We start from the raw sequence: 24,104 nt of genomic DNA on the forward strand, positions 1-24,104 counted from the left end.
TAAGTCCTATAAAATAATCAATTCTTTTGGTGAATGGGTTAAAGCTTCATTATGATCATCTGTTATGATGGTATCATCCTCTATGCGAACCCCACCCAGACCTGGAATATAGATGCCTGGTTCAACTGTTACAACCATGCCGGGCTCAAGGACTGTTTCCGATTTATAGGATAGTCCAGGACCTTCATGGACCTCTAAACCGATTCCATGACCTGTAGAGTGGCCAAAATATTCACCATACCCATGTGCACTTATGTAATCACGAGTCAGCGCATCTGCCTGAATGCCAGTAAGACCCGGCTTGATTCCTTCCATTCCTTTCAGCTGAGCTTGGAGGACAATATCATATATTTCCTTTAGCTTATCGTCTGGTTTGCCAACAGCAATTGTTCTCGTAATATCAGAAACATACCCTTTATAATATGCTCCGAAATCCATTGTCACAAAATCACCGGCTTCAATCACTTTTTCTGATGCCACACCGTGAGGCAATGCAGATCTTGTTCCAGAAGCGACAATTGTATCAAAGGATGATGATACTGCACCTGCTTTTCTCATAAAAAACTCTAATTCATTCGAAACTTCCAATTCTGTTTTCCCAACCGTAATAAATTTAAGGATATGGGCAAAAGCGGCATCTGCAATCTCCGCTGCTTCCTTTAATATCTTAATCTCTTCACTACTCTTAATCAAGCGTAACTTTTCTACAATGCCTGAAACTGGTACAAGTTCTCCTTTAAACGTTGTTTCATACAGCCTGTATTCTGTAAAAGTCATATAGTCCTGTTCAAAAGCTAATTTTTTTATACCAAGCTTTTCTGCTTGTTCTGCCACTTCCTTTTGAATTGGGCCTGTATGTTTAACAATGTCAAAACCAACACATTGGCTGGCTGCTTGTTCTGTATAACGGAAGTCTGTAATGAACTTAGCTTCTTCCCCGCTGATTAACACAACACCTGCTGAGCCTGTAAAGTTAGAGATGTAACGGCGGTTAAAATTGCTTGCTATTACAATTCCGTCAACACCTGCAGCTGCCAAAGCTTCTCGTAATTTTTTTAATTTCTCCATTAAGGTTCTCTCCCCGATTACTAGTTTCGTTTTTTTCCGAATGTGCAAACTCATTGATAAATAATTTAAAAATTTTGCCTGCTATAAAAAAAGAATGCTCATGTAGAACATTCTATCATATATTAATTATCCTTCACTACCCGAAATGTTCGCCTCACTCTTCTTTTCTTTTTGTTTTTTTGTCCGTATTTCGCTTTCCTCATAAGAAATCGTATAACCGACAAATACCCCCCACAGCATGTACAGACAAACTGACGTAATAATGGTATTCAGACTGAGCTGCAAAAATGGCTTTATACTCGGAAAAATAGGATTTAAGATAATAAAGACCACACCAAAAACCATTATGCCAAATCCTAAACCTATATAGAAGGACTTGAATCTTCTCAGCAAAAGATAATAGCCGAAAGCAGCCATTAAAGAAAAAAATCCGATAGCACAAATGCTGATAATGGTTCCAAGCCAGCTAGTCTTCCAGCTTCCTAATGCCCATGGCTCCAAGATGACATTCGGCCTTATTTCTGTCATATGAAAATAATAAGCGATGAATCCGATGAACGCCCAAAAAATTCCGCCAAATAATCCTGTCCAGACAACAAGGCTGATGAAATGCATGGATGGCTCCTTTGAAATTCCGCTGATATTTTCCGCTTCTCTTTCATTTTCATTATTCATTTCCTATGCCTCCTGCAAAAGATTCTTCCATACCTTCCTTTTTGCAAATGCTCCTAATTCATCAGGCTAGTTGTTTCTCTAAATTTTTAGTAATATGTAATTAGGGGTTTTACAGTGATTTGAGACAACCTCTCACATCCAACAGAGAAAACAATTACGCATTTGCTTTTCCACCCTAATTTAACCTGAGGTTGGTGTAAATATTCATGTCAAATAAGCAAAAACCAGTATTCGGAGGACAGGCAGTTGTAGAAGGTGTTATGTTTGGCGGAAAACATCATTATGTGACTGCTATAAGACGTAAAGATCAATCGATTGATTACTTCCATTTGCCGAGAAAACATAATCCGAAGCTGGCTAAATTAAAAAAAATCCCCTTTATCAGAGGGATTGTAGCCATCATTGAATCAAGCGGAAATGGTACAAAGCATTTAAATTTCTCCACAGATCGCTATGACGTAGACCCTGCCGACGATAATGTAATTGAAGAAAAGGAACCTTCTAAAATGACAATGATTTTAGGGGTAGCAGCAATCGGTATACTTTCCTTTCTGTTCGGCAAATTTATCTTCACGTTAGTTCCTGCCTTTTTGGCTGAGTTTTTCAAGCCTGTTATAAGCGGACATGTTGCTCAAATTTTGCTTGAAAGCTTCATTAAACTGCTGCTTTTGCTTGGCTATATTTACTTTGTTTCCTTAACCCCTCTTATAAAGCGGGTCTTTCAATACCACGGTGCGGAGCATAAAGTGATCAATGCTTTTGAAAATGGCAAAGAAATAACCGTAGAAAATGTTCAAGCTCAATCAAGGCTCCATTATCGATGCGGCAGCAGCTTTATTTTGTTTACCGTATTTGTTGGTCTTTTTCTATATTTGCTGTTCCCGACAGATTCATTTGTTGAACGGATAGTAAGCAGAATTGCTTTAATTCCTGTCGTGCTTGGAATTTCATTTGAGGTGCTGCAATTTACAAATAAATTGAGAAATATCCCGGTTTTAAAATACTTAGGATTGCCAGGTCTTTGGCTGCAGCTTTTGACAACAAAAGAGCCGACAGACGATCAAGTAGAAGTAGCCATTTATTCCTTTAAGGAATTAAAGCGCAGAGAAGAAGAAACAGAAAATACAATTTTAGTTAGCAGCTGATTAATATTCTTATATTTAGGGGATATTGCATATTATAGGACACCAAAAAAAATTATTTTGTACAGCGCTTCACCAAAGCAACAATTTTCGTAGCTGTGAATAAACTTTTTTTAATACGAGTTTAAAAGTTGTAAAAAATGCTCATCATGCTTTTAGGGAGGTGGCTTTTTCTTGAAGAATCGAATTCCTTTTTTTGTTATTGGAATCGTCTGCTTACTTGCTTTAATAGGTTTGGTATCGTCTGTTGTTTCCAATCCTGTTGGGTTTATGCAAAACATACTCTCTTTAGTTGTTGTTGGACTTCTCATCTGGTTTATCGTGCGACGTTTTTCCAAAGCTAGCCCTGAAAGAAAAGAGCAGAAGGCTTTTGTCAAAGCAGCAAAAAGATCGAAAAAAAGACAACATACAAAAGGGAAAACCTTGCCAAAGCAAGGCGTCCAAGCAAAACCTGCATCCTTCAAAGGCAAGAAGAGAAGCGCGAGCAGTGCACACTTGACTGTCATTGAAGGAAAAAAAAGCAAAAAGAAAAATCGGGCAACTTTTTGACCTGTTTTTAAAGAAGGCAAATTCCCTGCCTCCTTTTTGCCATTTATAAATATTTTTGTTCTATGTAAAAAAAGTCGAACTTATCCTAAAGGCAGGTTCGACTTTTTTTATTAATAAGTCCATGAGCGTAGGAATTTATTGGCATAGTCTCGGCCCATCTGAATTATTTCAACTTGTTTTTCTTTCGTTAAGGTGAATTCAGTAGACATAACTCCTTCAGAGGGAATGAATATGATATTCTTTTCATGCTTGCGCGAAATATACCTGGAATCATGGGCATCCTTCATTGTCTCAAACATCGCACCAAACAAATGAAAAGCGTTTTTTATCATATGTTTTGGATGCTCTGACTGTTTATGACTTAGCTTTAGCCCAATAACCGGTCTGATTTTTTTTACATTTTCTTTATCAAAAAGCCACATCGGAAAATTGCTGAGAACGCCACCATCTACAATAATGCTTTTATTTTGTTTTGTTCCAAGGGTTGCTGGTTCAAAAAAGAAAGGAAGACTGCAGCTCATTCTAATGGCCTTTGCAACAGAGAAACTGCCTGGATCAATTCCATACTTAGGCAAGTCATCTGGAAGAACAACCATCACACCATTTGTAATATCAGATGCAATCACCCGCAGTGAGTTTGGAGGCAAATCTGCAAATGTCCTAATCCCTTTATAAGCAAGCTTCTCCTCCAGCCACCTTTCTAATGCATTGCCTTTATATAAGCCAAGTCGCCAATAAAGAAACAGCCATTTCGCAAATGGAAATGGAACGAGAAGCTTGCGTTCATCGAGAAGTGTGGACAAGTCGAGTTCTTCCAGCATTTTCGCAATGTCTTTACTCGTATACTTTGCAGCAACAAACGCGGCAATAATAGAACCAGCACTTGTCCCTGCCACTCTAACAAACTCAAATCCCTTTTCTTCCAGCACTTCACATGCCCCGATCAAGGCAAGACCCTTTATGCCACCGCCTGAAAACACTCCATCTATGTGCATAATGCCTTCTCCCCTTTTATTGCTGCATTGTTACACTTTAATATCGAAAACAGAAAAATAGTACAGCAGGCAAGCCATTTATTTACGTAAATCCACAATTCCCTATTGATTTATTTACATGCTGGGACATTCATCCAATCTTTTATAGGTTGCTGCACATAAAATAAAAGCGTATAGATAAAAAAAATGGAGGTATTTCATCATGAAGCATCACGATGTTCGAAGACCTTATGGATTTGGCAGACCTGGATTTGGTTATGGAAGACCTGGATTTGGAGGAGCAGGATTTGGTCTTGGTGTTTTAGGCGGACTTGCGACAGGAGCTCTGCTTGGCCCTGCCCTTTATGGAGGATACGGTTATCCTTATGGCGGCTTCGGCTACCCTTACGGAGGATATTATTATTAATATAATGACAAATGCGCATAACTCTTGTTATGCGCATCATCTTTATGTGAAGTAAGCAACTTCTGCTTCAGGAAAGAACTGAGATACATAGCCTCTGATTGTATCCTCCATATCTTTTGCTTCATCGTTTTGATAAACATACTTTCCTATGCCGTATCTGCCCCATTTATATTTTCTTTTTTCCTCATCCATCTCAAGCTTAGTTTTCGGGTATCTTTTTGCAATGACTCTTTTAGCTGGCTTTGTGAAGCGATGCTGAATAAGCTCGAATGTCAGATTAGAGAGATTGACGCCCTGCAGACTTTCGGACAACCTTTCAAACAGCTCGTAATAGCCTTCCTTCCAATCTTCATGCAAATAAATAGGCGCGACAATAAAGCCAAGTGGATAGCCTGCATTAGCTACCTTTCTGGCAGCCTCTAGCCGTTCATCAAAGGTAGAAGTCCCAGGCTCGAAATTTTTTATTACATAACGGGAATTCACACTGAACCGGAATCTTGTTCTGCCGTTATGCTCTGCATCAAGCAAATGGTCGACATGGTGATATTTTGTTACGAAACGCAGACGGCCTCTGTCTTGCTGTCCGAAATATTCAATTGTTTTTTTCAAAGAATGCGTTAAATGATCAAGTCCTACAATATCTGATGTACATGCAGCCTCAAATCTTGTAATTTGATCGCCTCGTTCGTCCATGTATTTTTGCGCTTGATCAAATATTTCCTCCAGATTGACATATGTCCGTATATACGGTTTGCTTCCAAGCGTTGTCTGCAAATAACAATAATGACAATGCCCCATACAGCCAGTCGCAAGCGGAATGGCATATTCTGCTGATGGTTTTGACGTATCAAACTTTAATGTTTTTCTGATGCCGACAACAAGAGTAGATTTAGCATTTCTGTACTGCTGAAGCTCTGTTTCACCTGGAATGCCTCTCACCTGGTTATGCGAGGTCGTTTCTCTTATTTCAAGACCCATCTTTTCAAATTTTTCCTTTAGTTCTCTTCCTAACTGGTATTCTAATGCTTTCGGTTCTATATAAACTAATTGGGGAACAAACGGCTTCATAGTAAAATTTCGCCCTTTCGTAATTTATTATGGCTATATGTTTAATGTTTGCTAAAACAAAAAAAAGAGGACAGGGAATTATCCCCATCCTCAATCGATATAAGCCGTTTAGCTTGTTTTTATCTTTTAAAGTTCCATTCATTGTTTTCATATCTTTCTTTAGCGAGCTTTTCTACATAGTCCAGCTGCTGTTGGTTAAGCTCATATTCCTGCAAGTCAATATTGAGACCTCGCTCAAATCCTTCTTTAAATGCTTTTTTTGCCATCTCAATTGTAATTTTCTTGTCTGTCAAATTATTGATTGCTACTGCCTTTTCCTTAAAAGCCGCCTGCATCCTCTCTTTAATTCGTTCACTCGAATATTTAAACAGACGGAACAGCTTGTCTTCATCAAGATCAAGCAAAATAGACCCATGCTGTAAGATTACGCCTTTTTGTCTAGTTTGAGCACTGCCTGCAACCTTTCTGCCTTCCACTACAAGCTCATACCAGCTTGGCGCATCAAAGCATACGGCAGAGCGCGGATTCTTTAGTGAAGCTTTTTGCTCTTCTGTTTTCGGAACGGAAAAATACGCATCAAGGCCGAGAAGCTGGAAGCCTTGCAGAATACCTTCTGAAATAACCCGATATGCTTCTGTTACTGTTTTCGGCATATCCGGATGCTCCTCAGACACAATAACACTATATGTTAACTCATGCTCATGAAGCACGCCTCTTCCCCCTGTAGGCCTTCTCACAAACCCTAAGTTCAATTCCTTTACAGCGTCCATGTCAATTTCTTTTTCTACTCTTTGAAAATAGCCGATAGATAATGTTGCCGGATTCCATCCATAAAAGCGAATAACAGGAGGAAAATCTCCAGCAGAATGCCAATCTAGCAGCGCCTCATCTAATGCCATGTTAAAAGAAGGGGAACAGTTGCCAGAATCAATAAATCTCCATGTTTCTTTCATCATAAGTAAACCCTCTTTTACGTTAAAATATGTATTATGCACGTGATTAAGTCTATCAAAAACATCAATAGTTGAAAAGAAACAAGCTGTAAAAAAACTTGCCAGCATTCCCTGTAAACTATTGCTTTACTACAATAAGGTTTCACTTATATAATAGAAGTAGAGCAACATGTATTCGAAAGGAGAAATGAGAATTGCAAGCAGTATATACTCTTTTAATTGCGATAGCAATTTTTGCTATCTATTCTATAATCGTATACCTCTATCAACGCAAGATAGTTAAAACGATTTCAGAAGAGGAGTTCCGCCAAGGGTACAGAAAAGCCCAGCTGATTGATGTCAGAGAACCAAATGAATTTAATGCTGGACACGTACTTGGGGCAAGAAACATTCCTCTATCTCAATTAAAAATGAGAAAAGGGGAAATTCGTTCGGACAAGCCTGTTTACTTATATTGCCAAAACGGGATGAGAAGCGGAAGAGCCGCTCAATTTTTACACCGTAAAGGCTACAGACAGCTTACACAGCTGCAAGGCGGCTTTAAAAAATGGTCTGGAAAAGTAAAAACAAAATGATGAAAGGACACTTTTTTAGTGTCCTTTTTTATGTACATAAATTCCCCCCATTGCTTCTATGACAACGGGGGGGAATCCTACTTTATTTATTTTTGATAGCGAAGAACTGGTTTTCTCGCAGCAAGCGTCTCATCAAGACGTCCGATTACTGTGGTATGCGGTGCTTCCTGAACAACCTCTGGTGTCTCTTCTGCTTCTTTAGCAATTTGAATCATTGCATCAATGAATTGATCCAATGTTTCCTTTGATTCTGTCTCTGTTGGCTCAATCATAATACATTCCTCTACATTAAGCGGGAAATAAATTGTCGGCGGATGGTAGCCGAAATCAAGCAGTCTTTTCGCAATATCCAATGTACGAACACCGAGTTTCTTTTGACGGCGCCCGCTTAATACAAACTCATGCTTACAGTGTTTGTCAAATGGCAGATCATAAAATTCCGCTAATCTTCTCATCATATAGTTCGCATTAAGAACTGCGTTTTCCGTAACTGCTTTTAAGCCGTCTGGTCCCATGGAGCGGATATATGTGTATGCACGGACATTAATTCCGAAGTTCCCGTAAAAAGGCTTAACCCTTCCAATAGATAATGGACGATCATAGTCAAATACATATTCCTCTCCAACCTTTTGAATGACTGGCTTTGGAAGAAATGGAATCAAATCAGACTTTACTCCAACTGGACCTGAACCTGGTCCGCCGCCGCCATGAGGTCCTGTAAATGTTTTGTGAAGATTTAAATGAACAACATCAAATCCCATATCGCCAGGTCTTGCTTTAGAAAGAACAGCATTCAAGTTTGCCCCGTCATAGTATAATTTGCCGCCTGCGTCATGGACAATTTGGGCCATTTCGAGAATATTTTCTTCAAATAGCCCTAGTGTGTTTGGATTTGTCAGCATAAGTGCTGCTGTATCCTCACCGACCACTCTCCGCAAATCCTCCAAATCAACAAGACCATTTTCATCCGATTTTACTGTGATTGTTTCCAAGCCGGCAACTGTCGCCGATGCAGGATTTGTTCCGTGTGCAGAATCTGGGACGATTACCTTTGTGCGAGATGTATCTCCATTTGCTTCATGGTATGCACGAATCATCATTAATCCTGTCCATTCTCCATGAGCACCTGCCGCAGGCTGAAGTGTCACTTCATCCATACCTGTAATCTCCATTAAATGCTCCTTGAGATCATACATCAGCTCCAGTGCACCTTGAACAGAGCTTTCATCCTGCAATGGATGGATATGAGCAAATCCGCTGAACCTTGCTACATTTTCATTGATTTTCGGATTATACTTCATCGTGCATGAACCTAGCGGATAGAATCCGGAATCAAGCCCATGATTTCGTTTAGAAAGAGCGGTGTAATGACGCATAATATCCAGCTCTGAAACCTCTGGAAGTTCTGGCGGTGCCGTGCGAATATACTCTGCTGGAATCAGCTCGTTTACGTCTAGTTCTGGGATATCCATTTCTGGCAGGCTGTAACCGATTCGCCCGGGTGTGCTGTTTTCAAAAATGAGGGGTTGATGTTTATCCATGATAATCCTCCAATTCCTTGACAAATTCGTCGATTTCTTCTTTTGTACGCAGCTCTGTTACAGCAACCAGCATGCAATGATCCATTCCCTCATAGTCCCTGCCGAGGTCATAACCGCCAATTATATCTTTTTTCAGCAATGCTCTGTTAATAGCAGCAACCGGAGACTTGCAATCTACTACAAATTCATTAAAAGAAGGTCCCTCAAAGCGAATCTCAAAGCCAGCTGCCTTCAATTTCATCTTTGCATAATGAGCTTTTTGAATGTTGGCCAATGCCATCTCCTTAACCCCAAGTTTTCCAAGTGCAGTCATTGCCACAGACGCAGCTAAAGCATTCAGCGCCTGGTTGGAGCATATATTGGACGTCGCTTTATCACGGCGAATATGCTGCTCACGAGCCTGAAGTGTCAAAACAAAACCGACAGCTCCGTTCTCATCAACCGTTTGTCCGACAAGTCTTCCTGGCACCTTTCTCATCAATTTAGAAGTAACAGCCAAATATCCACAGTGCGGTCCGCCGAATGCTTGTGGGATTCCAAAAGGCTGGGCATCACCAACGACGATGTCTGCCTTAAACGCTCCAGGTGGTGTTAATGCTCCAAGAGCTAACGGATTGCTTGATACAACAAACATTGCTTTATTGGCATGGATGACTTCTTCGAGCTCCTTCAAAGGCTCGATTCTGCCAAAGAAGTTAGGATATTGAATCATAACTGCTGCTACATCATCACCCATATGAGTTTTCAGCACTTCCACATCTGTAATTCCATCCTTATGCGGCACTTCAATCACTTCAATATACTGGCCTTTTGCATAAGTTTTTACGACTTCTTTTGCTTCAGGATGAACACAGCTTGACAGGAGAATTTTCTTTCTTTTTGTTGCACCGGCGCTGAGCATTCCAGCTTCTGCAAGTGAAGTTGCACCATCATACATGGAGGAATTGGCAACATCCATGCCTGTCAACTCACAAATCATTGTCTGGAACTCAAAGATTGCCTGTAATTCCCCTTGGGAAATTTCTGGCTGATACGGCGTATATGCTGTGTAAAATTCCGATCTTGAAATAACATGATCGACAATAACAGGAGCATAATGATCGTAAACTCCTGCACCTAAAAAGGAGACATTTGACTTGCTGTCTGCATTTTTTGAAGCCAGCTTGCTTAGTTCCTTTAATAGTGCAGATTCGCTTTTCGCATTTTTAATATTGTATTCCCCTTTAAACCGTACACTTTCAGGGATATCAGAAAACAGCTCATCAACAGAATCTGCCCCAATTGCTTTAAGCATGGCATTTCTGTCTTCTTCAGTCATTGGCAAATAGCGGTGTTTCATTCTTATTCCTCCTGTCATTGTCACTTGTTCCTTTTATAAAATGGAGTAGCTGTCACTTGTGCTTTTACAAGCTTCCCTCTTATTTCCACTTCCACTTCCTTACCGACTTCTGCATAATTGCTGGAAATCAGCGCAAGACCGATGTTTTTCTTTAATGTCGGTGATTGTGTTCCTGTTGTTACTTCACCGATAGCAGCACCGTTTGCATAGACTTTGTAGCCATGTCGTGGAATCCCTCTATCTATCATTTCAATCCCAACAAGCTTTCTTTGCAATCCAGATTCTTTCTGTTCTTTCAAGGCAGCTTTGCCGATAAAGTCAGCTTCTTTATTCAGCTTTACGGCAAATCCAATCCCTGCTTCCAATGGAGAAATATCCTTGCTAAGCTCCTGGCCGTATAAAGCTAAAGTCGCTTCAAAGCGAAGCGTATCTCTTGAACCTAGACCGCATGGAATAACACCGGAATCCTTCCCAGCATCTAAAATCTCTCTCCACAGATGGGCAGCATCCTCTTTGTTGCAGTATAGTTCAAAACCATCCTCGCCTGTATAGCCTGTTCTTGACAACAGTACCTCCTTGCCGCTGACAGTTGTATGCTGAAATTGAAAATAACCGAGTTCAGCTATATTAGCGCTGCTGATTTTCTTAAGCGTCTCTTCTGCCAACGGGCCTTGCAGAGCCAATTGAGCATAATCGCTTGATAGATTTGACAGCTCTACTTCTCCCTCTACATGGCTTGCAAGCCATGCGAAGTCCTTATCGATATTGGATGCATTAACCACGAGCAAATAGTGGTTTTCGCCAAGCTTGTATGTGAGAAGATCATCGACTGTTCCGCCGTTTTCATAGCACATCGCTGAATATTGCGCTTTGCCGATTTGGATTTTAGAGACATCGTTTGTCAGCATTTTTTGCAGATAATCTAAGCTGTTTTTACCTTTTACCTCAATCTCTCCCATATGAGAAACATCGAATAATCCAGCTTTTGTGCGAACTGCTTCATGCTCTTCTTTAATACTGGAAAACTGAACAGGCAAATCCCATCCGCCGAAATCAATCGTTTTGCCTCCATACTCCTTGTACAGTTCATACAAAGGGGTCTGTTTTAATTCATTCATCCTCTCATCCCCATTCCACTATTTATCTTCCTATTGCATGATAAGATCCACTGCTTAACCGGATTTTACGTTTATCCTATCTTAGGGGGGACTGTAAAAGCACGCAAAAAAGGACAGAACCTCCCCTAATATCCTTTGGATAAAGAAAGGTCTCTGTCCTTGCACCTGAAAGTTTACCGAAATGAATCGGGTGTCCCCTTTGGTGGCTGTCAAAAAGTAGATTTACTTTTTAGCTGATTCCAATATTTCTGAAATCTCAGCACTCTCCAGAGCTGCGTCAAAATAGAGTTCTTTTGCCTGAGAGATTCACAAGGATTTGCTTGCTCCTTCGGCGCTACATAATGTAGTCTCTCCCCTATTTATCATCCGCTATGTATATATAAAATTTAAATAATAAAACTTCTAAGGTTTTATTGGTTTTTTTAGCAATGCTCTCCTGTTCAAATGGATAGATTGCCTCAATATGGCCATACTAATAGATAACTATGAAAAATTCTTAAAAATCGTTCTTTTTAGTAAAGACGATTATTTTTATACAATAACGCTAAATTCGTTCATGTTTTACCGACAAAATATCCAAAAATACGACAAAACAGAAAACTTTTTACACCACTATCCTAACATTTACAATCATATCAAGGCAATAACTTTTTTATGATTTTTGAATATTTTTTGATAATTCAAGATGTTCTATATCGTTCATACGTACCAGTAAATAACAGAAAGGATGGCAGCATATGACAATTAACATCAACTTCGACCAAACCTGGAAGGAAGAATTGCTGAAAAAAATGAATGATGATGGTCCATGGTCTAATTGGGAGCTGTTCCAATTAGCTTTGGAAGTAGAACAGCATACAATCATTCCTGAATTTGAAGGCTTGCAGGCACCAAAGCATTTGTCTGATTTGACACCGTTGCCCCATCAGTTGGAGGTTGCCAAAAAAGTAATCGAGGATATGAACGGGAAAGCAATCCTGGCTGATGAGGTCGGGTTAGGAAAAACCATTGAGGCTGGGCTTATTCTAAAGGAATATATGATTCGAGGGTTAGTAAAAAAAGTGCTGATACTTGTTCCTGCCTCCCTTGTCACACAATGGTCAATGGAGTTAAACAGCAAATTTTTCATTCCGGCTGTGTCGCAAAGGAAAAGCTATGTTTGGGAACAGTGTGATATTGTCGTTTCTTCTATTGATACAGCTAAAAGAGAACCACATAGAAGTATCATCAACAATTTGGACTATGACCTTGTCATCATTGATGAGGCTCATAAATTAAAAAACAATAAAACAAAAAACTATGAATTTGTCCAAAATCTTAAAAAGAAATTCTGTTTATTACTGACAGCAACCCCTATTCAAAACAGGGTGAGTGAAATTTTCAATCTTGTTTCCTTATTGAAGCCTGGACATTTAGGCAGTGAAACCGCCTTTTACGAAAAATATAAAAAGGATTCACGCTCTGTTAATGATGATGAGCATTTAAAAGAACTTGTTAATAAGGTAATGATTCGAAACCGCAGGAGCGATACGGGAATTGAGTGGACAAAACGGGTTGTTGAAGCCGTTACGATTGATTTTACAGAGGAAGAAAGAGAACTTTATAACACTATCGAATCTCTCAAAGGCTATGAGGCTGACGATGAGAAAGCGGGCACAAGAAGTCCATTCTCGATGATAACATTACAGAGAGAAGCCTGCAGCAGCAGAGAAGCTGTGTATTATACATTGCAGAACATGATGAAAAAAACCGAAAATCCCACTCAGGAGTTTCAAGATAAAATCCAGCTGCTCGGCAGCAAAATCATGGCAATCACGAAAAACTCCAAGGCAGAAAAAGCGCTCGAGCTCATAAAAAATGTCGATGATAAGGTGATTATCTTTACAGAATACAGAGCAACTCAGTTATATCTTCAATGGTACTTAAAGCAGCATGGCATCACTTCCGTTCCTTTTAGAGGCGGATTTAAAAGAGGGAAAAAGGACTGGATGCGTGACTTGTTCCAAAACCATGCTCAAGTGTTGATTGCCACTGAAGCAGGCGGAGAAGGCATTAACTTGCAATTTTGCAACCATATCATCAATTTTGATCTTCCTTGGAATCCAATGAGACTTGAACAGCGGATTGGCCGGATTCATAGACTCGGTCAGAAAAAGGATGTGATGATTTACAACTTTGCTATAAGAGATACTGTTGAAGACCATATTCTTAAATTATTGTATGAAAAAATTCATCTTTTTGAAAAAGTTATCGGCGATTTGGACGATATTCTCACAAAACTGGACTTTGGCAATATGGAAGAATATATGGATGATATATTCACCAATTCAAATTCAGAGGGAGAGATGCGCATTAAGATGGATAACCTCACAAGTATGATAGAATTTGCGCAAAATCTAAAGGATGGTGACAACTATGAAGCAGCAAGAAATTCATCAATTTCTTAAACAGTTTTTTCAGGCAAATGATTGTGAGCTGATAGAAGAAAATGAGGGCTATATGATTGTACAATTGACAATTGATTTAGATAAAGAGCTGATGAACCGCCCCTTTTATTGGCACTATGTAGAAAAAACTGGCGGTGTCCCTAACCCCGCCAGACTTACATTAATAACAGATCCAAATAAAACACCACAGGATTTAAAAGGAGAGCTGATTCATTTTGGATCTCCAAGATTGCATCAATTGTTTTCCTGCGCCAAAAGACTATCTGGATATATTCGTTTATATGAGAATATTCCAGGACAAAAAAATATGCACACACCACTGCGTCCTTGGCTGTCTATGAACGTGAAAATTTCTTACCAATGCGACCGCAAAAGGGATGTGTTTCGCTCTATTGGACTGCAGCTTATTAACGGTCAGCTAGTCGATAACTTTCATCAAACGGTGAATAAGCTTAATCTTTCTGCCAAAATACCAGACTATGCCTTCACACTTTCACCGTTAATAATGCCTAAAAGCGGGATGATAAGGATTGAGAACACAATTAAACAAACTATCCTCCAAGAGGATCATCAATGGGCGGAAGAAGCGAAAGGAAGATGGTCGAAGGACTTAAAGCTGCTGGAGCATTTTTATGAAGACGCAGAAGAAGACCGGATGGAAAGCTTGGAGATTGAACGGCTGGCATTAAAAGAACAATATGAACCAAAAATCAATGTTTCTATCATAAATGGCGGACTGTTTTATTTAGCTTCTGATGCCGTATAAATAAAAAGGATGAATCCCAAACATCTTAAGATTCATCCTTTTGCCTATTAATATTTTTTCCTGAAAAAATAAACGAACACATACGGAAGTATTCCAAACCATCTCAGCATAAACGGCTCTTTTTCCCCACGCTTTGCCGCCTTTATTTTTTGACGTTCCTCTTTCGGTTGGTCCATGTACTGTACAAATGTCTGCGTTAAATATTTTACATAATCATTTGTTTTCATAACTCACCTTAATCTTTTTACCGATTAGTTTAACCAACCTATCTTTACTCTATACCTTTTTATTTAACCTCTACCCACTTTGTCATGCGGTTTTCTCCCCTGTCAAAATAGCTGTAGGCTTTCATTGGTTCCATTTTGTCTGCAAACAAACGGTATTCCACCTTTAATACATCGTCCGATACTTGCTCAACTGTATAAGCAACCTCTCCTGTTCGATAATGAAACTCTCCCGTTAACATATGTCGATCTGCCCTTAGCTCTTCCTCCAATTGCTTTACTGTACTCATAAAATAATATTCTTGAATAAGAAGCAGCTTCGAGTCGTTGTAAATTCTTTTCTCATTGATATAGATACCTGTTATGACTAGAAAAAAACAGATCACTAGCAGATAAACAGATAAGGTAACAGGATATATAAAGCCATTTTCTGTCTTAATCATAATGGGCTTTCCTCTGCCAGCCGTAGAAAAGAGTAGACAGCAGCCTCCCGTTTAATCTGAAGGCTGTCTGTCACAGCTATCATGACACCATTTTGGATTGCTTCAAATTTAACTGCCTTTACTTCCTGCAGGCATACTTCATGTCCTGTTCCATTAACTCTTCTTCTGATTTTATTTCCATATAACTCATAGTGGATATTCTCTTCCTCAACAGTTAGATGGAGCTTTTGCTCTGTTACGCGGACAGATTCAGCTAATCGCACCTCTTTTTTTAACTGATGCAAAAACACATCCCATTCAAGACTGCGAAGACTGCTGGAAATGATTGCTCCATCTGTTGTTAATTTGATAGCGAAGGGAAAAAAAGCACAAAATACTAAAAACAAAGACAAGGCAACAAGCATTTCTGTTAGCAGAAATCCTTTCTCCCCTTTAACTCTCTTCACAGATTGCCTGTGTTTTCTTAAATACATCCACATATTCAATACACGCCTCCTTTCCGTCTTTCCAGCTGATCTTATAAACGATATTTTCCTTCTCGATTGTCTGCGTTAAGGGGCGGACAGACTCCTCAGCCCTCCATTTCAACAAGCATTCATATAATAGCTGGTGTGCTGTTAAATCCTGTTCGATTGCTTTCATTTGCTGAAGCAAATGAATGTATGCAGGTATAAAAAAGCAGGCAATAATTAGCCATGTACCAATAGCCAGAAAAAACTCAGGAAGGAGAAATCCCCTATTGTTTTTTAACATAAAACCTCCCTCTCCCAATTTGAATGGTAAAAAGGTATTTCTTGCTGCCAATACTAATCCGATAGGACGCAAATTTAGAAACATTGCCGCTTGGTGTTATCGTAAAATAAATGGGAACAGCATCCTCGTTTATCTTAATGCTGTCATGATAAATCCTGTCTACAATTCTCCCTGTCTTCAAATCTCCGCGAATATAGTATCTTTTATCGGCCGGGTTAATTTGGACGTAAACAGTTTTCTGGTGAGCTAACGCATAGTTTTGTGCGTAGAACAGGTCTGTTTGCAATTGAGTAAAGAAGGTTCTTTCCTGAAGCAATTCAGATTGAGGCTTTAATAAAATAGGAGTAACTGCGAGGAGGACAAGTACTATAGATAGAACAGCAAGCATTTCCAGCAAAGTAAAACCGCTTTGAGAATTTATTTTCATCTCTGCACTTCTACTTCACCATTCTCGATGGACAGCTCTTTTCCATTCGGACAAGTCGTCTGCCCTTCCTTTAAATAACCCTCATCCACCAAGGCATTCATGCTTTGCGGATAACTGTTTTTATCCATATAATAGGCCTGCACCTCTGCTTCAACCATTTTCACAAAGGCCTCACAGCCAGTCGAATTGATTTTTGAGTTATGCTTCGTAATATTAGGCAGTGTGATAATCAATAATATCGAGATGATTAAAAGGACTATCATCATTTCTATTAGCGTAAATCCGCTTTCGTTTTTCATCTTTTCTCCTTTCATAATCCATTTAATAATTCGAACATTGGCAGCAGCACAGCAAGATAGATGGAAATAACTAGGATTCCAATAAAACCATAAATGATTGGCTGAATTTTCTTTAAAAGTCCAGCAACCCTGTCTTGAAGGTTTTCCATACAGAAACGGCTGAGAAAGAGAAGCTCTCGGTCAAGCTTGCCGTTCTCTTGTCCATGCTGTAATATTCGGCAAAACTCCTTCTCCATAAAGGTTAGCACAACAAATGCATGCTCCATTCTTTCCCCTTTCTTCAGTTGTTCGATGACCTTCTTTCCAGCCAAAGAAAAATAGGCATGCTGATTATTATTTTGAAAAAATGTTAATGCTTCGTAAATAGAAAAACCGCCCGCTAACAGGTGACTAAGCTGCAGAGAAAACACATGGGTGTAATAAAGGGAAAAACATTTGCCCGCAATTGGAATGGCTGTAAACAGGCGCAGTTTTTCGAGTGCATCTTTCTTCCGAAAGAACTTGAAATAATAAAACACTAAAGTCAATGCAAAACAAACAGCTGACAACATCAGAATAGGCATTGCTTTTCCTGCACCGATAATGAATACCATAAACAGATTTGTTTCCAGTTTCATTGTTAAAAAGAGAGAAGAAAATTGGGGAAGCAGCACTTGGTGGACAAAATAGAATAAAACTAGGGTAAAAACAATGAGGAAAAGAGGATAATAGAGGATTTTCTGCAATTGCTGAATTGTTCGCAGCCGGTTTTCCATAATAGTGCTCGCATCCATAAACGCACCTGCAAAGCCGCCATGCTTTTCTGCAAAATATACATAACTGATCGTCTGCTGATTAAATTTAAGTCTTGCCAGGTTATCGCAAAAGGAGTTTCCCCCTTTTAAAGATCCGAGCACAGACATAATATCCTCTTTTTTGTTGGCAGGCAAATAGTAAACACTTGAGCGAACCCCTTCGGAAAGGGAATATCCTTGTGTCAGCAGCTCTCCGATAACTCTCAAAAACATCGATTGCTCCTGTAAGCTCCAGCTGTCTTTATTAATCTTCATAAATCCAGCGACCATACTCTGTCTCCTTTACAAACCCCAGGGCAACTCCTTTATTAATAGCCTCTCTTAAATCAGGACGAGGATTAAGCTTTTCAGCAAAGGTTTCAGCGAGAATGGACTGAATGGTCCTCCCTGTCATTATTTCAAAAACACTGGCTCTGTTTATGCGGTTTTGAAGCTGAAAGCAAAAGGGCAGACAAACAGGACCGCAAAAAGGACAAACAAGCTCGACAAGCCTTTGCGCTGTAACAGCAATTAAAGTTTGCTGCACCTCACACTTGCTGATGCCGAATTCCATGAGTCGATAGATTGCCCCTTTCGCATCTCTTGTGTGCATAGTCGCAAGCACAAGATGCCCTGTTAACGAGGCTCTGACAGCAATTCGAGCTGTTTCTGCATCCCTTATTTCGCCAACCATAATTACATCTGGATCATGGCGCAATATTGCCTTTAGCCCCGCTGAATACGTAATGCCTGCTTTTTCATTAACCTGCACTTGAAGCACGTTATCCTGCGGCTTTTCAACTGGGTCCTCGAGACTAATGATTTTTCGTTTGTACAGATAGGAGCTGCTGCTGAGAAGAGAATAAAGGGTTGTTGTTTTGCCTGACCCAGTCGGCCCTGTGAAAATAACAAGCCCATGGGCATGTTTAAGCAGTGACAGAAGCTTTTTAGTGGTGTTTGGGAAAAGAGATATACGGGTGAGCGGTATACTATTCTTGTCTGGCAGCAGACGGATGACGAGGCTTTCATGGGGACTTGCAGGCAAGGTGGACAGTCGGAGGCTGATGTTTTCCCCGTTTGCACTTGTACGGATTGCACCGTTTTGCGGGCGCCGCCTTTCGCCAATATCCATAGAGGCGGTAAACTTAAAATGGGAAATAAGTCTGTCGCATTGATTCACAGGGAGTGTCATTCTGGGGTATAAAGAGTGGGAAATACGAAATTGCAAATGTGATTCTTTTCCTTTCGGAACAATGTGAATATCTGTGGCATTCGCTTCTACAGCTTCCCGAATAATACGGTTCGCTAAAGCTTCAATAGAAATCAAAAGTCTGCACATCCTTTCTTTTTGGTTCATTCTATATTTCGACAGACTTTTTTTATTCCCTCTATTATTCGTCAATTCTTCTAGCTTTTTTTCAAGCAATATATGCATTACCTTTCTGCTAGCTGACCATTCTAAGAAAAGGGGGTGGTACTTGTGGAAAGAAGAGATCCAGTTGAATTTTCAGGAAGAGTTCTTGATAAGCGGAATACACTTACTGGGCCGGATGCAGGAAAAGCAACATATCCAAAGCGGCCTGATCATGTAAAAATTAAAAAAGAGGATAAATAATAAGGCAGACCTTTGAAAGTTAAACAGCAGTCTTGCTTGGGCTGCTGTCCATTTTGAAGGGAGATAAGCCTATTTAAAAAACAATTATCCTGTAAGGGCATACGATACATTATGTTTAAAGTTGGAGGTGCTCACAAATGGGAGAAGCAGGTTTTGAATTTGGCGGCGGTTTTGCATTGCTTGTTGTGTTGTTTATCCTTTTGATCATTATCGGTTCTGCATATGTTTATTAATTAAAAAGTGTATATTTTGAGTTATAAATATCCATAATAATATTATAAGATTATATTTTTGGGCTATAGCCAAGCGGTAAGGCAACGGACTTTGACTCCGTCACTCGTTGGTTCGAATCCAGCTAGCCCAGTTTTAGCGTGAAAAGCATCCCCTTTTCACGCTTTTTTTCTGTATTCATCATGTTTTAGCTAAGTTAACAATATGAAAATCGTGATTATGCTGTAAAAATGTATATTTTGTGAATTTTCCTGTCGAAAAGATGTGAACATTTTCTAAACAAATAGTTCTTACCGTGGTTATGGTGGATTGCTATATTATAATGAACAAAAATACTGAAAAAACGGAGGTAAGAACTTATGGAACAGACACTAAAAATCACTAATGTATTATCCGACCCAACTCGGTTTTATATTTATCAATATATAACAAACAGCCACCGCGATGTAACTGTTCAGGAGATTGCTGATCAATTCTCCATCCACCCAAATGTCGCAAGACTTCATCTTTCCAAACTTGAAGATGTTCGTATGCTTCATTCTGAGACGAAAAAAACCGGCAGAGGCGGCCGGCCAAGTAAATTATACCGTCTCTCATCTGAAGTTATTCAATTGAGTTTTCCTTTCCGCAACTATCAGCTGCTGAGCAGCATCCTTTTAAAATCTTTAGAAAAGCTCGGAGCAGATGGAAGCAAAGCATTGTATGAAACTGGATTCGCCTTTGGTAAAGAGATGATGGAGCAGGAAATTGCCCGCAGTCCCCTAAATTCAGGAGCTCTTTCTAAGCAAGATAAGCTGCACCTTTTAAAGCAAGCTGCCCTCATATCCGGGTTAAAACCAGAATTGGAATGGGATGACGACGAACAAAGCATATATTTTGAAATCTTCAACTGTCCCTTTAAGGAAGCGGCAAACGAGCATAAGGATAAGGTGTGTATGATGCACCAGCAGTTTTTTATTGGCATGTTTGAAGCTGTTTTCCCTGATGTATTGCTGTCAGAGCGGCGAAATATGATTACAGGCTGCCAACAATGCGCCTATAAGGCGTATGTATGTGAACCAGCTCACATAATTAAGTAAAAATAAGCGGAAAGATACCCTTTCCGCTTATTTATTAAAATCCATTAATATAAGGATTATGATCCATTTCGTGGGCAATGGTTGTACTTCTGCCATGCCCTGACAAAATAACGGTTTCCTCTGGCAGTGTAAGAAGTTTATCGTGAATGCTTGCAAGCAAGGTGCGATGATTACCTCCTGCCAAATCTGTTCTGCCAATGCTTTCATAAAATAAAGCATCTCCTGAAAATGCTACTCCGCTTTCCGGGAAATAAAAAGTAACACTGCCAGGGGAATGGCCCGGTGTCTCCAGTACGGCAAAAGTAAAACCGCCAATAGTCATCGCTGGATTTTCGTCAAGAAAATGATCTGCAGGCTGTGCGACCACAGGTGTTGGCAGTCTGAATGCAGAACTACCGTTTAGCTTTGGATCACTCAGCCACTTATCTTCTTTGCTATGTATAAAGACAGGGATGTTATATTCATTGCGAACTGTTTCCACAGCACCGATATGATCGAAATGAGCATGTGTCAGCAAAATCGCAATTGGCTGAAGCCCCATTTCGCTGATTGTGCTCGTAATTTTGCCCCCATTCTCGCCTGGGTCTACAATCAAGCATTCCTTTTTATCATTCCAGATTATATAACAATTTGTCTGAATTGGCCCCAATGGCATCTGCTTATATTGAATCATCATGTCACCACTTTTCTTTTTATGATTAGTCTTTAAGATGGCTAAGCACTCTGTCGACTTTCTCTTCCATCTTCCTTTTTACATCCCGTCTGTCATCTATCCGTATATTTGTAGCAACACGAACTAGCCCTTTAGAGAAAGGCACCTCATGCATTGCTTGGATTACCTCAAACAAAACAGGTAATTCTCCTTCAATTATCGTATTCATCGGCGTCAGCTGAAATCTGATTGCCCCTTTTTCTTCGTATGTTTTTAATACTTTCTGGATATCTGCCACATAGGCACTGACACTTGGTGTCTCCGTCCCAATTGGGATAACTGTTACATCTACTATTGCCACTGTAAGTCCTCCTTAAAGCTTTCCATATTCTTTTATGATGTCATAATTTACTGGGAATCTCAAGCATCTGCTTCATTTAGTTAAGACAGGGGAATAACTTCCCCTGTCTCAAGATTAATCAGTTTCTCCAGATAAAAACCATACAACGCCCACTTGCCGTCAGGTGATATACTGATTGGTTCGTTCTCCAACCCTTCCTTTATCACTTTAGGCTTTTCTCCACTACTTCCCGTGTCTATGGAGACAAATGAGTAACCTTCTGTATAATTTGTCGCATCACCGGAACTCTCTGGATAAAATGTAAACAGCTGATCGTCTGCTGCATCATTATATGGGATAAGCCAATCCGAGTAGTTGGACAAGCGGGGCAGAGAAATAGCAGCTTTGGCATTAAGCTTGTCATAGAATGTATATTGAGCCATTTGCATATCTTGCGAGTCATCGGAAATTGTAAAAATCTCTTGGCCATTACTGCCTATAGAGTAGGCGTTATTTTCGCTAATTACTGTTTGTTCACCAGTTTTTATATTTTTAGTTGTTACAGGAGACGACAAAGAAGTCTCTTCCTTCCAGCCTAAATAGGCGACTGTTTCCTTGTCTGCCCAAACGATAAACGGATTGTCAAGCTTGACTTCCTGGAGCTTCTCATTCTTTATAGATAAGAGATAGGAGGTGCTGGCCCATTCCTTTGTAAAAGAGGAAACAAGCACTTGATCTTCGTCATATGGATTCCAGACAAACTCAGCATCATAGCTTTGCAGCTGTTTAGAAAATAGCTGTTTTCCCTCTTTATTCATTAACACTATGTTGCCTTGAAAGTCCTCTTCATTTGTAAATACGAGCAATTTGGATAAGTCAGGGCTTATTTTCACTGCTGTTATAGCAGAATCACTCGTATATAAAAGTTTATGCTGTCCTGAATAAATATCAAATGTATAAACATAATAGCTGTTACCCTTGCTTGTGACATAGCATATTGTATGGGTATCAAGCCATCCAGACACTTCCACAAATTCCCCATTATCCACTTCCATCGGCAATGCCAATGCTTGGATTTTCTCTTTTTTTTGATTATCTTTCTCTTCCTCTTTACTCGTTGTTTCCTTCTGTTTATGGGAGCATCCAGATAAAACAAGTGTGAAAATGAGCAAGAGAAGAAAAAAACCATGCGCATTTCTCTTTGAAAGGTCTGTCATCCTTTTCACACCCTTTTATTATGTTTTTTGGTGTTTACTATATTGAATATTAACATAAAAAAGCCGAATTAAATCGGCTAAACCATTAATTTTCTTGAACATTATTTTTTACAAATATAACGATGCCACAAATATTCCTAAAACATCTTTGTAAATATCATCAAACTGTGATAATGGCAGAGGATTTATTCCTTTCCCCAACTCGAGAGTAAAACCTGGCTGTCTAAATTCCTGAATAAACCAATCTTTATAGCCGGCATGGCTGTCAACATTTTGAACCGCTTTATATCCGCTTAATCGGGAAAACTCGTTTGCAATTAGTGCTGATTCAGATGGTTCAAAATTTTCATACCCCCAATAAAATTCCTTGCCTTGAGTATGGAATGCTATCATTCTGTTGAATTTCTCCTGGTTTGCAAGCTGTGCCATTATTACTGCTTCTGGCTCTGTAAGTGGTGCATCTCCAGGATAATCACGAGGAGCAGGGGTTTTTGGCTCCTTCCTCTCTTTCTCAATCTCCCAAAATGCAGGAAATTGATTATTTAAATCAACACCATTTATATTCGCCTTCCAGCCTGTAAAATCTGTGCTGCCTTCATTAATAGCAATCACTTTCGACCGCATATGCTCTGGAGGTCCATTCAGCACTAAATCTACGCCATCAGGATTTACCATTGGCACAAGAGATAGGTCTACATTTCTATAAATAGGCAATGTGTCAATATTGTTTATCTTTCCGCCATTTGTAATGGCCAGCAGAAAATCATTTACATACGACATCAGGATTGCACTTGTAATCCATTCATTAGCATGAAAGCTTCCGTTCATATGTACTTTTTTGCTGCCGCGGCCGATTCGAATTTCTTGAATTTCATTGCCAAGAACACTTTTTCCCAATGTATTAATTTGAATAAAAGGATAATTTTCTTTTAGAATTTCCAGATCATTTTGCAATGACTGAAAATCATATTTTTTGCGTGCATTCACTAATCTTTCCATAATTCGTTTCGGAGCAATCATTTCATCGCCTGTTTGGAGCTCATTTATATTCGTGTTTTGATTCAGTAAAAGAAGACAGTCGACAGAGATATTTCTGCTTCCGGCTATTTTCCATAAAGCATCGCCCGTCTTCAGTTGAAGTGTTTCTGCTTGAAAGCCTGGAATATGAATGCAATCGCCTTTTTTAAGAGCATCCTTAGCACTTTGCTGATTGCTGTCAGCAAGAAGCTGGAGCGGGATCATAAACAATCTGCTGTAGTACGATAGAGTGTCACCGTTTCTTGCTATAACCTCCATAAATATACACTCCTTTCATCACTCTATATTTATGATGAAAAGGAGAAAACGATTCATCTTCATGAAACATCCGCTTCCTAACAACACCTAATTTATACCAACTGTAACATAAA

At 39.6% G+C, this 24,104-nt stretch carries 29 protein-coding genes, 1 tRNA gene and 1 riboswitch; of the genes, 10 read left to right on the forward strand and 20 right to left on the reverse strand.

Annotated elements, in window-relative coordinates; translation table 11 throughout:
• Nucleotides 1–6: 6 nt before the first annotated feature.
• Nucleotides 7–1,068: a M24 family metallopeptidase gene (locus L8T27_RS13150; RefSeq protein ID WP_233313195.1), complete on the reverse strand. Its 1,062-nt coding sequence runs from the start codon at nucleotides 1,066–1,068 to the stop codon at nucleotides 7–9.
• Nucleotides 1,069–1,194: 126 nt separating this feature from the next.
• The gene (locus L8T27_RS13155) at nucleotides 1,195–1,743 is read right to left on the reverse strand and encodes a YqhR family membrane protein (RefSeq protein WP_233313194.1); all 549 of its coding nucleotides are present in this window, start codon (nucleotides 1,741–1,743) and stop codon (nucleotides 1,195–1,197) included.
• 206 nt (nucleotides 1,744–1,949) lie between these two features.
• Here L8T27_RS13155 and L8T27_RS13160 point away from each other — a divergent pair, with 206 nt between their 5' ends.
• Both L8T27_RS13160 and L8T27_RS13165 read left to right on the forward strand, forming a co-directional pair.
• Nucleotides 1,950–2,888: a DUF1385 domain-containing protein gene (locus L8T27_RS13160; protein WP_233313193.1), complete on the forward strand. Its 939-nt coding sequence runs from the start codon at nucleotides 1,950–1,952 to the stop codon at nucleotides 2,886–2,888.
• Nucleotides 2,889–3,059: 171 nt separating this feature from the next.
• Nucleotides 3,060–3,434, forward strand: a complete 375-nt coding sequence (locus L8T27_RS13165; RefSeq protein ID WP_233313192.1) for an SA1362 family protein — start codon at nucleotides 3,060–3,062, stop codon at nucleotides 3,432–3,434.
• A 110-nt stretch (nucleotides 3,435–3,544) separates the two neighbouring features.
• Here the strand turns inward: L8T27_RS13165 and L8T27_RS13170 are convergent, their stop codons facing one another.
• The gene (locus tag L8T27_RS13170; RefSeq protein WP_233313190.1) at nucleotides 3,545–4,429 is read right to left on the reverse strand and encodes a patatin-like phospholipase family protein; all 885 of its coding nucleotides are present in this window, start codon (nucleotides 4,427–4,429) and stop codon (nucleotides 3,545–3,547) included.
• A 202-nt stretch (nucleotides 4,430–4,631) separates the two neighbouring features.
• Here L8T27_RS13170 and L8T27_RS13175 point away from each other — a divergent pair, with 202 nt between their 5' ends.
• On the forward strand, nucleotides 4,632–4,835 hold the full coding sequence (locus L8T27_RS13175; RefSeq protein WP_233313189.1) for a spore coat protein: 204 nt from the start codon (nucleotides 4,632–4,634) through the stop codon (nucleotides 4,833–4,835).
• A gap of 42 nt (nucleotides 4,836–4,877) precedes the next feature.
• Here the strand turns inward: L8T27_RS13175 and splB are convergent, their stop codons facing one another.
• Nucleotides 4,878–5,903: a spore photoproduct lyase gene (splB, locus tag L8T27_RS13180; protein ID WP_233313187.1), complete on the reverse strand. Its 1,026-nt coding sequence runs from the start codon at nucleotides 5,901–5,903 to the stop codon at nucleotides 4,878–4,880.
• 119 nt (nucleotides 5,904–6,022) lie between these two features.
• Complete coding sequence (locus L8T27_RS13185; protein ID WP_233313185.1) at nucleotides 6,023–6,859, reverse strand: lipoate--protein ligase family protein; 837 nt, start codon at nucleotides 6,857–6,859, stop codon at nucleotides 6,023–6,025.
• A 191-nt stretch (nucleotides 6,860–7,050) separates the two neighbouring features.
• Between L8T27_RS13185 and L8T27_RS13190 the strand changes: the two genes are divergently transcribed.
• Entirely contained in the window at nucleotides 7,051–7,431 is a 381-nt protein-coding gene (locus L8T27_RS13190) for a rhodanese-like domain-containing protein (RefSeq protein WP_233313184.1), read from the forward strand.
• A gap of 86 nt (nucleotides 7,432–7,517) precedes the next feature.
• Here L8T27_RS13190 and gcvPB read toward each other — a convergent pair whose 3' ends face one another.
• The 3 genes from gcvPB to gcvT are packed head-to-tail and all read right to left on the reverse strand — an operon-like array spanning nucleotide 7,518 to nucleotide 11,429.
• Nucleotides 7,518–8,972, reverse strand: a complete 1,455-nt coding sequence (gene gcvPB, locus L8T27_RS13195; protein ID WP_245399880.1) for an aminomethyl-transferring glycine dehydrogenase subunit GcvPB — start codon at nucleotides 8,970–8,972, stop codon at nucleotides 7,518–7,520.
• Nucleotides 8,965–10,311 carry an aminomethyl-transferring glycine dehydrogenase subunit GcvPA gene (gene gcvPA, locus L8T27_RS13200; protein WP_237941694.1) on the reverse strand — a complete coding sequence of 449 codons (1,347 nt, stop codon included), beginning with the start codon at nucleotides 10,309–10,311 and terminating at the stop codon, nucleotides 8,965–8,967. Before gcvPA ends, gcvPB begins: the two co-directional genes overlap by 8 nt.
• Before the next feature lie 20 nt (nucleotides 10,312–10,331).
• Complete coding sequence (gene gcvT / locus L8T27_RS13205) at nucleotides 10,332–11,429, reverse strand: glycine cleavage system aminomethyltransferase GcvT (protein WP_237941695.1); 1,098 nt, start codon at nucleotides 11,427–11,429, stop codon at nucleotides 10,332–10,334.
• Between the two features lie 275 nt (nucleotides 11,430–11,704).
• Nucleotides 11,705–11,795: riboswitch (glycine riboswitch) on the reverse strand.
• A gap of 371 nt (nucleotides 11,796–12,166) precedes the next feature.
• Here gcvT and L8T27_RS13210 point away from each other — a divergent pair.
• Both L8T27_RS13210 and L8T27_RS13215 read left to right on the forward strand, forming a co-directional pair.
• On the forward strand, nucleotides 12,167–13,876 hold the full coding sequence (locus L8T27_RS13210; RefSeq protein ID WP_233313181.1) for a DEAD/DEAH box helicase: 1,710 nt from the start codon (nucleotides 12,167–12,169) through the stop codon (nucleotides 13,874–13,876).
• Entirely contained in the window at nucleotides 13,845–14,642 is a 798-nt protein-coding gene (locus L8T27_RS13215) for a YqhG family protein (protein ID WP_237941696.1), read from the forward strand. Before L8T27_RS13210 ends, L8T27_RS13215 begins: the two co-directional genes overlap by 32 nt.
• 47 nt (nucleotides 14,643–14,689) lie before the next feature.
• On the opposite strand, the gene L8T27_RS13220 is transcribed toward L8T27_RS13215, so the two are convergent.
• The 8 genes from L8T27_RS13220 to comGA are packed head-to-tail and all read right to left on the reverse strand — an operon-like array spanning nucleotide 14,690 to nucleotide 18,888.
• Nucleotides 14,690–14,869, reverse strand: a complete 180-nt coding sequence (locus L8T27_RS13220; RefSeq protein ID WP_233313179.1) for a YqzE family protein — start codon at nucleotides 14,867–14,869, stop codon at nucleotides 14,690–14,692.
• 59 nt (nucleotides 14,870–14,928) lie between these two features.
• Entirely contained in the window at nucleotides 14,929–15,309 is a 381-nt protein-coding gene (comGG, locus tag L8T27_RS13225) for a competence type IV pilus minor pilin ComGG (RefSeq protein WP_233313178.1), read from the reverse strand.
• Nucleotides 15,306–15,788, reverse strand: a complete 483-nt coding sequence (gene comGF / locus L8T27_RS13230; protein WP_237942319.1) for a competence type IV pilus minor pilin ComGF — start codon at nucleotides 15,786–15,788, stop codon at nucleotides 15,306–15,308. Before comGF ends, comGG begins: the two co-directional genes overlap by 4 nt.
• Nucleotides 15,742–16,062, reverse strand: a complete 321-nt coding sequence (locus L8T27_RS13235; RefSeq protein ID WP_237941697.1) for a hypothetical protein — start codon at nucleotides 16,060–16,062, stop codon at nucleotides 15,742–15,744. Before L8T27_RS13235 ends, comGF begins: the two co-directional genes overlap by 47 nt.
• Nucleotides 16,046–16,489 (reverse strand): competence type IV pilus minor pilin ComGD, encoded by a 444-nt coding sequence (gene comGD / locus L8T27_RS13240; protein ID WP_233313175.1) that lies wholly within the window; start codon nucleotides 16,487–16,489, stop codon nucleotides 16,046–16,048. Before comGD ends, L8T27_RS13235 begins: the two co-directional genes overlap by 17 nt.
• Entirely contained in the window at nucleotides 16,486–16,788 is a 303-nt protein-coding gene (gene comGC / locus L8T27_RS13245) for a competence type IV pilus major pilin ComGC (protein WP_233313173.1), read from the reverse strand. Before comGC ends, comGD begins: the two co-directional genes overlap by 4 nt.
• A gap of 11 nt (nucleotides 16,789–16,799) precedes the next feature.
• A complete protein-coding gene (gene comGB, locus L8T27_RS13250) occupies nucleotides 16,800–17,852 on the reverse strand; it encodes a competence type IV pilus assembly protein ComGB (protein ID WP_248574446.1) in 1,053 nt (350 codons plus the stop codon).
• Nucleotides 17,827–18,888: a competence type IV pilus ATPase ComGA gene (gene comGA / locus L8T27_RS13255; protein ID WP_233313169.1), complete on the reverse strand. Its 1,062-nt coding sequence runs from the start codon at nucleotides 18,886–18,888 to the stop codon at nucleotides 17,827–17,829. The genes comGB and comGA overlap by 26 nt, the downstream gene beginning before the upstream one ends.
• Nucleotides 18,889–19,041: 153 nt before the next feature.
• Here comGA and L8T27_RS28715 point away from each other — a divergent pair, with 153 nt between their 5' ends.
• From L8T27_RS28715 to L8T27_RS13270, 4 genes are all read left to right on the forward strand, one after another.
• Nucleotides 19,042–19,176: a hypothetical protein gene (locus L8T27_RS28715; protein WP_282581400.1), complete on the forward strand. Its 135-nt coding sequence runs from the start codon at nucleotides 19,042–19,044 to the stop codon at nucleotides 19,174–19,176.
• Nucleotides 19,177–19,313: 137 nt separating this feature from the next.
• Entirely contained in the window at nucleotides 19,314–19,409 is a 96-nt protein-coding gene (locus tag L8T27_RS13260) for a YjcZ family sporulation protein (protein WP_233313168.1), read from the forward strand.
• 59 nt (nucleotides 19,410–19,468) lie between these two features.
• A tRNA-Gln gene (locus L8T27_RS13265) sits at nucleotides 19,469–19,540 on the forward strand.
• Between the two features lie 226 nt (nucleotides 19,541–19,766).
• Nucleotides 19,767–20,486 (forward strand): helix-turn-helix transcriptional regulator, encoded by a 720-nt coding sequence (locus tag L8T27_RS13270; protein ID WP_237941699.1) that lies wholly within the window; start codon nucleotides 19,767–19,769, stop codon nucleotides 20,484–20,486.
• A gap of 34 nt (nucleotides 20,487–20,520) precedes the next feature.
• On the opposite strand, the gene L8T27_RS13275 is transcribed toward L8T27_RS13270, so the two are convergent.
• From L8T27_RS13275 to L8T27_RS13290, 4 genes are all read right to left on the reverse strand, one after another.
• Nucleotides 20,521–21,156, reverse strand: coding sequence for an MBL fold metallo-hydrolase (locus L8T27_RS13275; RefSeq protein ID WP_237942321.1), 636 nt, complete (start codon nucleotides 21,154–21,156; stop codon nucleotides 20,521–20,523).
• Nucleotides 21,157–21,184: 28 nt separating this feature from the next.
• The gene (locus tag L8T27_RS13280; protein ID WP_233313165.1) at nucleotides 21,185–21,499 is read right to left on the reverse strand and encodes an MTH1187 family thiamine-binding protein; all 315 of its coding nucleotides are present in this window, start codon (nucleotides 21,497–21,499) and stop codon (nucleotides 21,185–21,187) included.
• Between the two features lie 80 nt (nucleotides 21,500–21,579).
• On the reverse strand, nucleotides 21,580–22,695 hold the full coding sequence (locus L8T27_RS13285) for a TolB family protein (protein ID WP_237941700.1): 1,116 nt from the start codon (nucleotides 22,693–22,695) through the stop codon (nucleotides 21,580–21,582).
• 108 nt (nucleotides 22,696–22,803) lie between these two features.
• A complete protein-coding gene (locus L8T27_RS13290; protein WP_237941701.1) occupies nucleotides 22,804–23,991 on the reverse strand; it encodes a M14 family metallopeptidase in 1,188 nt (395 codons plus the stop codon).
• Nucleotides 23,992–24,104 lie beyond the last annotated feature (113 nt).

The organism is Niallia sp. Man26, from assembly GCF_022049065.2.
In the GTDB taxonomy this organism is placed as follows: Bacteria; Bacillota; Bacilli; order Bacillales; family Cytobacillaceae; genus Niallia.